7 protein-coding genes are annotated in these 13,481 nt (G+C 75.8%); all 7 read right to left on the bottom strand.

Annotated features, from left to right (window positions below; genetic code table 11):
* Positions 1–3: 3 nt before the first annotated feature.
* The gene (locus tag QE401_RS21245) at positions 4–396 is read right to left on the bottom strand and encodes an NAD(P) transhydrogenase subunit alpha part 2 (RefSeq protein ID WP_007003260.1); all 393 of its coding nucleotides are present in this window, start codon (positions 394–396) and stop codon (positions 4–6) included.
* Positions 397–407: 11 nt separating this feature from the next.
* Complete coding sequence (locus QE401_RS21240) at positions 408–1,562, bottom strand: Re/Si-specific NAD(P)(+) transhydrogenase subunit alpha (RefSeq protein WP_307140090.1); 1,155 nt, start codon at positions 1,560–1,562, stop codon at positions 408–410.
* Between the two features lie 114 nt (positions 1,563–1,676).
* A complete protein-coding gene (gene bcsD / locus QE401_RS21235; RefSeq protein ID WP_307140089.1) occupies positions 1,677–2,156 on the bottom strand; it encodes a cellulose biosynthesis protein BcsD in 480 nt (159 codons plus the stop codon).
* A gap of 113 nt (positions 2,157–2,269) precedes the next feature.
* Entirely contained in the window at positions 2,270–6,106 is a 3,837-nt protein-coding gene (locus QE401_RS21230; RefSeq protein WP_307140088.1) for a cellulose biosynthesis protein BcsC, read from the bottom strand.
* Entirely contained in the window at positions 6,106–11,019 is a 4,914-nt protein-coding gene (gene bcsA, locus QE401_RS21225) for a UDP-forming cellulose synthase catalytic subunit (protein WP_307140087.1), read from the bottom strand. The genes QE401_RS21230 and bcsA overlap by 1 nt, the downstream gene beginning before the upstream one ends.
* Positions 11,020–11,022: 3 nt before the next feature.
* On the bottom strand, positions 11,023–11,880 hold the full coding sequence (gene bcsQ / locus QE401_RS21220; protein WP_307140086.1) for a cellulose biosynthesis protein BcsQ: 858 nt from the start codon (positions 11,878–11,880) through the stop codon (positions 11,023–11,025).
* A 9-nt stretch (positions 11,881–11,889) separates the two neighbouring features.
* Entirely contained in the window at positions 11,890–13,464 is a 1,575-nt protein-coding gene (locus QE401_RS21215) for a hypothetical protein (protein ID WP_307140085.1), read from the bottom strand.
* Between the last annotated feature and the right edge of the window lie 17 nt (positions 13,465–13,481).

Raw genomic sequence — 13,481 nt, 5'->3', positions numbered from 1 at the left:
GCCTCAGCCCTTCTTCTTGAACATGGCGAGCATCCGGCGCGTCACCAGGAAGCCGCCGAAGATGTTCACCGAGGCCAGCGTCACCGCCAGGAAGCCGAAGAATTTCGCCGCCCAGGAATCGCCGAGGCCGGTGGCCAGGATGGCGCCCACCACGATGACCGAGGAGATGGCGTTGGTGACGCCCATCAGCGGCGAGTGCAGCGCCGGCGTGACGTTCCAGACGACGTAGTAGCCGACGAAGCAGGCGAGGAGAAAAATCGTCAGCAGCAGCAGGAAGGGCTCGGCGGCCTGGGCCACCGGCGCCACGGCCTCGGCCATCTGCCGCGCCTGGGCGGCCAGCGCCAGGGCGCGCTCCGCCGTGGCGGAGGCCTGGTTGGCGAGATCGGTCGCGTTCATCGCTTCTCTCCTCAGGCTTGCGCCAGTTGCGGGTGCACGACGGCGCCCGCGCGGGTCAGCGCCACGCCGCGGATGATCTCATCCTCCACCGGCAGCTTCGGCGCGCCGGCCTCCTTGTCCCAGAAGGTGGTCAGGAAGGTCAGCAGGTTGCGCGCATAGAGGCTGGAGGCGGCGGCGGGGATGCGGCCGGGCCAGTTGCGGTGGCCCAGGATCTTCACGCCGCCTTCGGTGGTGATGCTCTCCCCCGGCACGGTCAGCGCGCAATTGCCGCCGGCATCCGCGGCGATATCGACCACCACGCTGCCCGGCTTCATGCTGGCCACCATCTCGGCGGTCAGCAGGATCGGCGCCTTGCGGCCCTGCACCAGCGCGGTGCAGATGACGACATCCTGCTTCACCACATGGGCGGCCACCACCTCGGCCTGCCTGGCGTAGAACTCGGCCGAGAGCTGCTTGGCATAGCCGCCGGCGGTCTGCGCCGCCTGGCTCTCGGCATCCTCATAGCCCACGAAGCTGGCGCCGAGCGACTTGATCTCCTCCTTCGCCGCCGGCCGGACATCGGTGGCCGAGACGCGGCCGCCGAGGCGCCGGGCCGTCGCGATCGCCTGCAGCCCGGCCACGCCCGCGCCCATGACGAAGACATTGGCCGCCGGGATGGTGCCCGCCGCCGTCATCAGCATGGGAAAACCCTTGTCGAAGGCGCCCGCGCCCTCGATCACCGCGCGGTAGCCGGCGAGATTGGCCTGGGAGGAGAGCACATCCATGCTCTGCGCGCGGGTGATGCGCGGCAGCAGCTCCATCGAGCAGGCATCGATGCCCAGCTCGGCATAGACGCGCGCGCGGGCCGGCTCGGAGAGCGCGTCGAGCGTGCCGATCAGCAGCGCCCCGCGCGGGATCAGGGAGAGCTCGTCCACCGCCCCCTCCCCCGTGCCCAGCGGCGCGCGCAGCTTCAGCACGATGCCGGCGCCGGCCAGCGCCGCGGCCGCGTCGGGGGCGATCTCCGCCCCGGCCTCGCGATACTGCGCATCCGGCAGGCCGGAGGCGAGGCCGGCGCCGCTCTCCACCACCACGGCGAGGCCGAGCGCGATCAGCTTCTTCACCGTCTCCGGCGTGGCGGCGACGCGGGTCTCGCCCGCGCGTCTTTCCTTGAGCACCGCGAGGCGCATCCGGATCCTCCTTCCCAGGTTTGCGGGCGAGGATGCCGAGGCTGTTGCGGCGCCGCAAGGCATCCGCGCCCGGGGGGTGGCCGGGGCGGGGCGCGCCCGGCCGGGCGCGGCGCCTCAGCTGCCGTAGCGCAGCACGAGCCTGGCCGTATCGCTCTGCACCACGCGCATGGTGGCCCCGCCCGTGGCGCCGCCCTGCTGCGCCGTCATCCAGGCGCCGTAGAGGCCCTCCAGCACGGCGCCGAACCAATGCCCCGATTCGTCGGCCGGCAGCGGCACGGCGGGCATGGCGTGATGCGTCAGCCGCAGGCTGCGATCGGCCTCATCCACCCCGATGCCCACGAAACCCCATTCCAGCCCGGCCAGCGCCTCGTTCATCCGCGCCTCGAGCGAGGCCAGGGTGTCGGCCGGGCCGAGCGGCAGGGTGGCGCCGAGCCGGCCGCCGACGGCGCGCAGCAGCGCGTCGCGCCCGGCGCGGTCCAGGCTGCCATCCAGCGTCTCGACCAGGGCGCGCAGGAAACCGCGCCACTGCGCGCTGGTGCCGCGCCGCGCCAGATAGGCCAGCATGGCCGCATCGCTTCCGGGGGTGCCCTGCATCCTGTCTCGTCCCTACCGCCTGCCGCCCAACTCTCCGCCGCCCCTCGCGCCGCCCCGCGGGTCGCGCCTGCAACCCGTGGTTGTCGGCCGATTCGCGGCCTGCCGCACTGACACTACTGGTCGATGCGGTAGCGGGCATAGAGCAGGCCGCGCGCCTCGTTCCAATCGGCCGAGCGGTCATAGCGCAGCGCGGCGCCGAGCCGCAGGCTGGGCGTCACCGCATATTCCAGATCGGCGCGCAGCCCGGCGGTGACCACCGTCTGCGACTGGCCGGCATAGAAGGCGGTGTAGCCGCTGTTGGACGCCGCCAGCGCCTCCTGCTGCGCCTGGCGCGCCGCATCGTCGGGGAAGACGGCGCTGCGATCCTCGCGGAAGGAGGCGATGCCGACGCTGGCGCCGATGCGGTAGGAGAAATCGCCCGAGCGTGCCCGGTAATCCAGCGGCACCGAGGCGGCGACGAAGGATTGGGGGCTGAAATAGCCGCCATGGCCGAGGGTGAAGTAGCGCAGATTCTTGTCGTAGGACTGGTAGAGCAGGTCGAGGCCGGTCACCAGCTCGGAATCGGCGCGGCGATACAAGGCGTGGCTGACGCCGCCATAGGCCTCGATGCGGGTGTTGTCGGCGACGCCATCGCCCTCCAGCGTCGAATAGCCGCCGCCCAGATAGAAGCTGGTATCGCCCACCGCGTATTCGAGCTGGCCGCGCCCGGTGTTGCGCACCACGCCGCCCCAGGTGGTGCCGCTGCTCGGGTCGCGCATGCCGCTCCAGGAGAGCAGCGTGTCGGTGATGGCGCGGCGCTCGGCGGTGACGCGCAGGCGCAGATTGTTGCCCAGCGCCGGCGCCACCTCCACCCCGCCCAGCACATTCTGCTTGCGGAAGCCGAGCGGGGTGGAGCCGATATCGGCCGAGAAGCTGTCCCGCGCATAGCCCAGCCCCAGCGACAGGCCGGAGGCGGTGGTGCCCGAGGGCGTCAGCGCCCGCGCCTGGTCGGCCGAGAGGCTGCCATTGCTGGGCACGATCTGCGCGCCGCTGCCGAAGCGGCTGAGCGTCGCGGCATTCTGCGACATGTCGCCGGCATCCAGCGTCACCGCCTGGGCGCGCAGCGTGACGCGGCCGCCGACGCCCGGCAGCGGCGCCGAGGCCTCGGCCCCCGCGCCGAACTCGGTCATGCGGTCCAGCCCGCCCTCGCCGGAGCGGCCGCGGGCGTTGAAGCTGGCGGCCAGGCGCGGCGCCGCCTCGTCCTGCACCGAGGCCAGCTCGCGATCGATCTGCCGCAGCAGCGGATCCTCCACCGCGGCGGGCGGGGCGGAGAGCGGCAGCGGGAAGCCCGTCTGGCCGACCGCCTGCGGATAGGTCGCCTGCGCATACTGCTGCTGGGCGTATTGCTGCTGGGCGTAGGATTGGGGCACGGCGCCATAGGCGGCGGGCGGGGCGGAGAGCCCCTGCCCGGCCAGCGCCACGCGCTGCGGCGCGCCGGGCTGCGGCGCGCCCCCCTGGGCCATCATGCCGCCCGGCGCGGCGCCGAGCTGGCCGCGGCGCTGCTCGGCGGCCAGGGCCAGGGCGGCGCGGGCGCGCACCCCGTCGCCCTGCAGCCGGGCCATGCGGGCCTCCAGCAGCGACAGGCGCGGATCATTCGGCAGCAGGGCGCGGCCATCCTCCAGCAGCGCCTCGGCCCGGGCGCCCTCGCCCAGGGCCAGCGCCGCCTCGATGGCATTGGCGCGCGCCTCGACATGGCGCGGGTCGCGGCGCAGCACCGCCTCGGCCAGGCGCTGGGTGGCGCGCGGGTCGGACATGGCGGGGCCAGGGGCGGGACCCGGCGGCGGCGCCTGCTGCGCGACCACCGGCTGCGGCGCAGCCTCCGGCGCGCGCGGGCGCGGCTCGGCGCGGGCCAGGACAGGGCCGGCATCGGCGCCGGGGCGCAGCACCGCCAGCTGGCGCCGCTCATCCAGGCTGAGCCTTCCCTCCTGCGCCAGCCTGGCGGCCAGCGCGCCGGCGGCGCGGTCCAGCCCGGCCTCGGCCAGGGCATCGGCCAGGCGCAGCCGGGCGCTGGCGGGGGCGCCGGCATTGGCGGCCAGCGCGGCCTCGGCCGCCTGTTCCGCCGCCACCGGCTGGCCGGCGCCGGTCAGCGCCTGCACCACCAGCGCCGCCAGCTCGCCCGAAGGGTCGGGCTGGCCGGCCAGCGCCACCAGACGACGCGCCGCCTCGGTGGCATGGCCGTAGGAGGCGGGCTCGGCGGCCTCGGCCAGCAGCAGGTTCAGCCGCACGCGGCGGGCCAGCCGCACCATCTCGGCGCTGCGCAGCCGGGCCGGGATGCGCTCCAGCAGCAGCGCCGCCTCGCCCATGCGGCCGGCATCGGCGGCCAGCAGCGCGGCGGCCTGCAGCGTGTCCGGCGCGGCGCCCTCCCCGGCCGGCAGCAGCGCCGGGATCTCCCCGGCCATGCCCTGGCGCGCCAGGGCGCGGGCCAAATCGAGGCGCAGCCAGGGATTGCCGGGCTCGGCGGCCAGCGCGGCGCGCAGCAGGCCGGCGGCCGATTCGGCGTCGCCGGCGCGCAGCGATTCCAGGCGCAGCGCCTCGGCCCGCTGCGCCGCGCTGCCTTCCAGCAGCCGCCCGCGCAGGGCGGCGAGCGACCCGGCCTCGGCCACCCTTCCCTGGCGCTGCAGCGCCTCGGCCAGACCGGCCAGGGCGGTGGGCAGGAAGGGGCGGCGCTCCAGCGCGGCGCGGTAATGCAGCTCGGCGCCCGGCCAGTCGCCACGGCGCAGCAGCAGCTCGGCCAGCAGCGCCTCGGCCTCGGCCCGCTCGGCGCCATCGCGGCGCAGCGCGCGGCGCAGCAGCGCCTCGGCCTGGTCATGGGCGCCGCGCTGCGCCAGGGCGCGCGCCTGCTCTGGCTGGCTGTCGCCGCTGGCGCCCTCCAGCGCGCGGCCCCAGCGGGCGCGGCCGGACTCCGGGTCGCGCGCCACCGCCTCGGCCAGGCTGCGCCGCGCCTCGGCGATGCGGCCCTGGCGCAGCCGGGCCAGGCCCAGCCCGCCCAGCGCCTCGGCATCGCCCGGGCGGGCGGCCAGCACGATCTCGAAATCCTGCGCCGCCGCCTCCAGCCGCCCGGCATTCAGCAGGGCGAAGCCGCGCAGCCGGCGCGCCCCGGCCTCATGCCCGGCGCCGGCGCCGCGCGCCTCGGCCAGGCGCTGGCGCAGAGCGGCATCCTGCGGCGCCACCGCCAGATAGGCCTCGATGGCCGGGATCTGCGTGGCCGAGGGCGGCTCCCACAGCAGGGCGGCGCGCCAGGCGGCCATGGCCGGGGCGGCGCTGTCCGGCTGCGCCGCCAGCGCCCGCAGCCGCCGCACCCCCTCGGCACGGGAGCCGGGGCGATAGGTCATGGCGCGGGCGAGCGCCAGCGCCAGCCGCGCATCCTGCGGCCGCGCGGCGGCCAGCGCCTCCAGCGCGTCGCGCGCCTCGGCCTGGCCCTCGGCGGTGCCGGCGAGCGCCTCGTAATATTCCAGCGCGAAGGCATCCGGCGGGGTGCTGCCGCCGAACAAAGCGCGATAGCGCGCCACCGCCTCATCCGCCGCGCCGCCCTGCGCCAGGCGGCGCGCCGCCTCCACCGCCTGCGGGTCGAGCTGCGCGCCGCGCAGCGCCAGCGCCGCCGATTGCAGCCGCGGATCGGCCGGCGCCAGCAGGCGCAGCCGCTCCAGATGCCGCGTCGCCGCCTCCACCTCGCCCAGCTCGGCGCGGGCGGCGACGGCGGCGGCGAGCGCGCCCGGATGATCGGGCTCGGCCGCCAGCAGCCGGTCCAGGGTGAGCGCCGCGCGGTCCGGCCGGCCCTGCAGGCGCCAGTATTCCGCCTGCTCCAGCAGCACCGCATAGGCCGCGTCCTGCGCCCGGGCCGGCGCCGCCCCCAGGGCCGGCAGCAGCGCGAGGGAACAGGCCGTGGCGAGCAGCGCGGCGCGGAGCGGCATCATTGCGTCCTGGTCCGGAGGCGTTGAGCGGCGCGGCGGCGCAGCAGCCAATAGGCCGGCACGGCCAGGCAGAGCGCCGCCACCATCGCCAGGGCTAGCAGGAGATCGGGCCTCCTGCCCAGCCAGTATTGCGGCCAGAGATGCGGCGGCAGGAAACCCACCGTGTAGTTGCTGCCGATCTTGTAGGCGGTGAGCCGCCCGCCCGAGAGCAGCGCCAGATCGCCCTGGATGCGCGGCAGCATCTCCGGGTCGCGCAGCGCGGTGACCATGGCGTCCATGCCCTGCGGCGTGGTGCCGGTCAGCGCCACCACCGAGCGACCGCCCTTCAGCGGGCTCTCGAAGCCGATCAGCATGCCGGTCGATTCGCCCGGATTGGCCAGCACCGCCTCCAGCCGCTCGCGGTCCAGCATGCGGTCATCGGTCAGGAACAGGTTGCGGAAATTCTCCAGCGCCCCGGGCAGCGCCACCGAGACGCGGTTGCCCTCGATCTGCAGCGGGCTGCGGCTGCCGAGCAGCTGGGCCAGCGCCGGCTGCCGCCCCAGCGCGCCGATCACCATCAGCTCGCGATCCGCGACCTCGGCCAGCCCCGCCGGGCGCACCACGGCGATGCGCGTCGCCGGATGGCCGACGCTGGCGGCCAGCCGGCCGAGCAGGGTGAAGGCGGCCGACAGCTCCAGCGTGTTGGCCCGCTCCGGCATCACCAGGGCGGAGGTGGAGAAATCGGCCAGCCGGGTGAAGGGGTAACCGGCGCCGGCGAAATGCGCGAGATTCGGCAGCTCGGTGAAGCGGTAGCCGCGCGACAGGTCGATGGTGCTGTCCGGATCGACCGAGGCGCGGATGTCGCCGGGGATCGAGATGCAGTCGCCGCGGTTCAGCGGCCGCATGTCGAAGCGCAGCTGCAGCTCGTTCTGGCCGAACACCAGATAGGGCGGCAGGCCCAGCGCGCCCTCGCCGCGCTCCGGCGGGGCGCCGAGGCCGGTGTTGCGCGCCACCCAGCTCCAGGGCCAGCTCGGCTCCACCTCGCGCAGCGGGAAGGAGCGCAGATAGATGTTGTTCAGCGAGGCATCGAGCCGCGACACGGCGACATCGGTCACCGGCCCGGGCGGCGCGCGGAAGCGGATATCGACCGGCAGGGAGCGCTCGCGCCAGGTGTAGAGATCGGGCGCGGTGCGGAAGGGGATGGCGATGGCGCCGGGGGCGAAGCCGTAGCTCTGCAGCTCCGACGGGTCGACCAGCTCGCCGAAGCGCACGGGGCGGTCGGTGCGGATCCAGCGCGGCGCGTCGTATTCGGCGCGCGCCGGCATGTCCGGCGCGGTGACCACCGCCAGCTCGCCCGACAGCGCCTGGCGGCCGACCGCCAGCGCCTGGGCGGCGGCGGCGGCCTCGGCCCCGGTGCGGCCGCCCACCACCAGCAGCGAGGCGGAGGGATCGGCCGGGTTCGGCACCACGGCCAGCGTCGGCCCCTCGAAGCGCGGCAGGGTGACGCCGGGCACGCTGTCATTGCCGGCCACCAGCACCATGGCGTTGCCGCGCTGCGGCACGCTGGCGCTGACCGGGAAGGAGGCGCCGCGGTAATCCGCCTGCACCGCGAACCAGGAGGTGGCGATGGCCGCCGCCCGCACCAGGTCGTTGCCGGCGGCATCCGCCATGACGACCGGCAGGGTCAGCGGCTCGTTGCGCAGGCGCGGATCGAAGAAGGGCTCGGGCAGCCGCGCCAGGTCGCGCGCCAGGGGCAGCTTCTCCAGCGTCAGATGCACGGTGGAGAGGTCGGACACGGTCGACCAGAGCAGGCCGGAGAGCGGGTCGTTGCACTCCACCGCATAGCGGCCGGTGAAGCGGAAATTCAGCCGGTTGGTGTCGGCGAAGAAGACCGGGTTGATCGGGAATTCGATCGGCCCGAAGGAGGGGCGCGCGCGCTCCGGCGTGATGGTGCCGACGAACTGCTCGTTCAGCGCGATGGCGATCTGGCTCAGCTCCGGGATCAGCGCCGGGCTGGTCGCGCCCTGCAGCACCAGCCGGGCACTGGTCACCACCTCGTCCGAGCGGATGCCGAACAGCACGCCCTGCAGGTCCGAGGTGCCGCGCAGCTGCATGGGCCCGGCCAGGCCCAGCTGCTTCAGCGTGCGGCTCTCGACGCGCGAGGCGCCGCCGCTGGCGGTGGTGGCGCCGAAGGCCCCGCCCGGAGCCGGCGCGCCATTGCCGGGGGCCGCCCCGGGCGCCGGCGCCGCGAAGGGCGCGCCGCCCTGGAAGCCACCCTGGAAGCCGCCCTGGGGGCCACCCGGGGGACCCCCCTGGGGCTGGGTCAGGTCGGGCAGGCCCGGCGGCGCGCCGGGCGGGGCCGCAGGCGGCGCCGCGAAGGGTTGCGGCGAGGGCGTGCCCCCCGCAGCCCCGGTCGGAGCTCCCCCCTGCGGCGCCGAGAAGAGCGGCGGCGGCGCGGCGGAGGGCGCCTGGGCCGGCACGGCCTGCACCGGCAGCAGCGCGGCATTGGGCAGCGGCCCGGCCGGCGCGGCCATGGGCGGCTGCTGCACCAGCGGCGTCGGCGGCGGCGGCGCCTGCAGGCGCTGCGCCGCGGCCGGGGCGCCAAGCGCCAGCCCGCCGCCCAGCGCCAGCAGCAGCGCGGCCGCCCGGCGCGCCGCGGCGCCGCGCTTGCTCCCGGGCTTGCCGGTGGCCGCCACCGTCCCCTCGGGCGCGGCGCCCTGGCCCGGCAGGCGGCGCGATGCGGCGCTGCGCGCCTGCTCGCGACGGCGCCGGCGGCCGCGGAAGGAAAGCTGGCTGTCGCCACGGAACAGACCGGTGATGCTCACCGCCACCTCCAGCAAAGCGCGCATCGGGCGGTCCGGCCGCACGCGGTCCCAATCCATCCAGGCATCGGCGCGGCCCAGCACGGCGCGCACGATATTGCCTTCATCCATCATGCGCTGCGGCAGGAAGCGGGCCTGCATGCGCTCGCCCTCCCAGCGCAGCACCTCGGCCGGGATGCGCACCCGGTCGGGGCCGAGGTCGAATTCCAGCAGCAGCCGGTTCGCCTCGGCGGGGGGCGGCGGGGCCGGCTCGCCGGCGCCGGCCAGGGCGAGGACCGGCGGCGGCGGCGCGGCCTCGCCGAAGCGCTCGGGGCGCGGCATGGTCAGCAGCGCGCCGCCCAGCGAGAGGTCGACGCTCTCCCCCTCCACCCGGCGGCCATCGGGCAGGATGGCGGCGCTGGGCAGCCGGGCGCTGACGCGGTGGCGCTCGCGCACCTGGCGCCGCTCGCGGCCGACGGCGAGCCCGGCCATCACCGTGATCAGCGACAGCACCACCCAGATGGCGTTCAGCAGATTGGCCTGGAATTCCTGGCTGGCGGGGGAATTGGCCGCCATGCCGTAGATGCCGGACAGCAGGCCGAGCACCAGGAACACCGCCAGGATGAAGTTGGCGGCGACGGCGCGCAGGTCGAAATAGCCCTCCTGCAGCGTGCCGCCCTTGTCGGTGACGTTGAACTTGCCCTTGGTCGGGTCGAACAGCGTGGCCAGCACGACGGGCAGCAGGTAGAGCGCCAGCACCGTCTCATAGATCTCCGACCAGAAGCTGTGCCGCACCCGGCCCTGCAGCCGGCTGTTGGTGGCGATCGAATGCACCACATGCGGCCCGGCATAGGCGACGATGGCCAGCGGCGAGGCGGCGATGATGCTCTGCCCGAACAGCAGGAAGGCCAGCGGCGCGGTCAGGAAGACGAAGCGCGGCAGCGGGAACAGGAAGTGCCACTGGGCGTTCAGGTAGCAGAGCCGCTGGTACAGCTTCAGCCCGGGGCCGAGCAGCGGGTTCTCCACCCGGAAGATCTGGATCATGCCGCGCGCCCAGCGCATGCGCTGGCCGATATGCGAGATCAGCCGGTCCGTCGCCAGGCCGGCGGCCAGCGGGATGCGCAGATAGGCGGTGCGCCAGCCTAGGCGCTGCATCTTCAGCGAGCAGTGGCAATCCTCGGTCACCGTCTGGGTCGGCACGCCGCCCACCTGCTCCAGCGCGGTGCGCCGCAGCACGGCGCAGGAGCCGCAGAAGAAGGTGGCGTTCCACAGGTCGTTGCCCTGCTGCACCAGCCCGTAGAACAGCAGCCCCTCATTCGGCACGCGCTTGCCGGAGGCCAGGTTCCGCTCGAACGGGTCGGGCGAGTAGAAATGGTGCGGCGTCTGCAGCATGCCGATGCCGCGGTCGCGGATCATCCAGCCGATGGAGAGCTGCAGGAAGGCGCGCGTCGCCACGTGGTCGCAATCGAAGATGACGATGTATTCGCCATCCGTCTTGGTCATGGCGTGGTTGATGTTGCCGGCCTTGGCGCCCTTGTTGTCGGGGCGGATGATGTAGCCGCAGCCGGCCTCGGCGGCGAATTGCCGGAACTCCTCGCGCCGCCCGTCATCCAGGATGTGCACGCGCAGCTTGTCGCGCGGCCAGTCCATCGAGAGCGCCGCGAAGACCGAGGGCTTCACCACCTCCAGCAGCTCGTTATAGGTCGGGATGAAGACGTCGACGACCGGCCATTCCGCCGGGTCGGCCGGCAGCGGCACCGGCTTGCGCTCCAGCGGCCAGAGCTGCTGGAAATAGGAGAGCAGCAGGGCGATGACGGCGTAGATCTCGGCCAGCACCAGGCCGGTGCCGAGGAAGGTGGCGAAGAAGCCCGAATAGTCGAGCGTCTCGGTCACCCGCCAGTAGATGTAGCGCAGCGAGATCAGCGTCGACAGCGCCACCAGGAAGAACAGCGCCGGGCGCGAGCGGGAGCGGCCGACGATCAGGAACACCAGGAAGCCGGCCAGCGCCAGCCAGGCCTGCTGCTCGGCCTCCAGCGGCGCCACCATGAAGGTCAGGCCGAGGGTGGCGCCGGCCAGGGTCAGCAGACCCCAGAGCAGCGGCCCGGCAGGCAGCAGGCGGCGCATCGGCGGCATGGGTCAGAATCCTCCCCAGAAGGGGGAATAGGCCTGGCCGGAAGCCGGCGGGCCCGAGGGATGGGCGGAATGGGTCGCGTAGGGCGGCGGCTCGGCCGGGGGCGGCAGCAGCGCCTCCAGCGTGCGGGCGATCTGGCGCAGATCCTCGGCCGCCGGGCTGGCCGGCGCCACCTCCTGCACCAGGCGCTGCTGCGCCAGCGCCTCGGCCAGCGCCTCATCCCGCGTCACGGCGCCGAGCAGGCGCGGCCCCAGATGCCGCGCCACCGCCTCGGCCGCGGCGCGCGACAGGCGGGAGTGCAGGTCGACGCCGTTCAGCACGAATTGCAGCCGCCCGGCGACGATCGCCGCCATGGTGCCGCTGCCCAGGAACCGGCCGCTCTCGACCTCGCCCAGCATGGCGGCGCTGATCGCCTCGCTCTGCAGCACGGTGACGATGACCGAGGCCAGTGGCGCCGCCACGGCGAGCGCGTGGGAGGGGCCGGGCGGCAGATCGGCCAGCACCAGCAGGCGCGGATCGGCCAGCATGTCGCGCAGCGGCGCGGCCAGCAGCGCCGGCTCGCGCTCCAGCGCCAGGGCCTGTTCCAGCGCGGCGCGCAGCTCGATCGCGCCATGCGGCAGCAGGGCCACGCCCGAGGGCGTCATGCGCTGCTGCGTGCGCCAGTCCGGGCGCTGCGGCAGCTGCGCCATGTAGCCGGCGGCGTCCTGCAGCGGCAGGCCGAAATGCAGCCGCAGCGCGTTCTGCGGGTCGAGGTCGAGCGCCAGCACCGACCGCCCCTGGCGGCGCAGCGCATCGGCGACATTGGCGACCAGCGTGGTCTTGCCGACGCCACCCTTGGGCGAGGCGAACAGGATCAGCGGCATGCCGGTTCCTCAGCCCTGGCCGGAGAGGCGCAGGCCGCGCAGCAGATCGGCCAGCGGCGCGGCGGCCGGCTGGGCATGGCCCGGGTGGCCATGCCCCGTCTGGATGTGCCCCGTCTGGACATGTCCCGCCTGGATGGCCCCCGGCTGGGCATGTCCCGGCGGGAGATGGCTCTGCGCCGGCGGGAAGAGCGGCGCGGGCTGCGCCGCGCCCGGCGTGGCGCCGAAGGGGGCGGCGGCCTGCTGGGGCGGCCAGGCGGGCGCCGGCTGGGCCGGGGCGGGCTGCGGGTAGGCGGCGGCGGGCGGCGCCTCCGGCGTCACCCGGCGCAGCAGGTCGGTCAGGCCGGGCTGGGCGGGGGCGACCGGGGCGGCAGGCAGGCCCGCGGGCCCGCGGGCCTCGGCCGGCACAGCCCCGGAGGCGGGCGGCTGCGGCCAGCCCGGCTGGCCGGCGGGCATGGCGGGGGGCGGCGCCAGAGGGGGGACCACAGGGGGTGCCAAGGGCGTCGCCGCGGTGGCGGCCAGCCCCATCGGCATGGCGGGCGCCCGGCCGAGCTCCAGCGGTGGCAGCGGGCGCGGCGTCGGTGCCGGGCGATGCGCGGCCGGGGACAGCGCCGCCAGCAGCGAGGGCGCCGCCGGCATCGGCGCCGGGCGCAGCTGGGCCAGCAGCTCGCGATGCGGCGCCTCGGGCTCCGCCCCGCCCGGGGCGGTGGCCTGCAGCAGCGCCAGCAGCGAGGCCGCGCCGCCCAGCCCGCCAGCGGCCGGGACCGGAGGCAATTGCGGCTGCGGCGCCATGGCCGGCGGATAGCCGGCGGGGGCAGCGGCGCTGTCGGCCGGGGCGGCCTGGCCCCAGCCCGGCAGGGCGGCGATCGGCGCGGCGGCGGGCGGCGTGGCGAGAGGCGGGGCGGCGGGCGGCGCCGGCGGCAGCGCATGCAGCGCCGGGGCAGCGAAGCCGGGCGGCGGGGCCGGGGCCGGCGCGGCTGTGGGCATGGGCTGCGGCGGCGCGGCCGCGGGCTGCGCCGCCTGCCCGAACAGCGCGGCCAGGCCGGCGGCCGGCGGGGCGGCGGGCGCGGCCGGCGGCGGCACGGGCTGCGCCAGGGCGGCCGGCATGGCCGCGACCGGCGCCGGGGGGATGGCCAGCGCGGGCGATGGCGCGGCCGCCGGCGCGGCGCCGGGCGCCAGCAGCGAGGACAGCACCCCCGCCAAGGGCGTCTCGCGCGGCGCCTCGGCCGGGGCGGCCTGGTGCGGCGCGCTGCCGCCCTGCCCGGCGCCCGCCAGCAGCGCCGCCAGTGGCGAGGCCGGGGCGGCCGCCAGCGGGGCGGGCGCGGCCAGTGGGGCGACCAATGGCGCGGCGGGGGTGAAGAGCGGGGCCGGCGGCGCCTCGGATGCGGCGGGCACGGGCGTGGTTTCGGGCGTGGCGCCGGCCGGCTCGGCGGCGGCGGATTCGGCGAACCGCACCAGGGCCTGGCGCAGCGAGGGCGCCGGGGCGTCGGGCTCGGCCCTCACGGGCTGGTTGCCGAAGGAGCGGTAGCGGATGCCCGGGGCCCGCAGCGCCGCCACAACCCTGGCGACATCGATATCCTGACCCATCTGCCGCCTCTACTCCC

It is taken from the genome of Pseudoroseomonas cervicalis (assembly GCF_030818485.1).
Classification (GTDB): Bacteria; Pseudomonadota; Alphaproteobacteria; order Acetobacterales; family Acetobacteraceae; genus Pseudoroseomonas; species Pseudoroseomonas cervicalis_A.
Note: the sequence above shows the minus strand (reverse complement) of the source record. Positions and strands in the feature narration are given on the sequence as shown.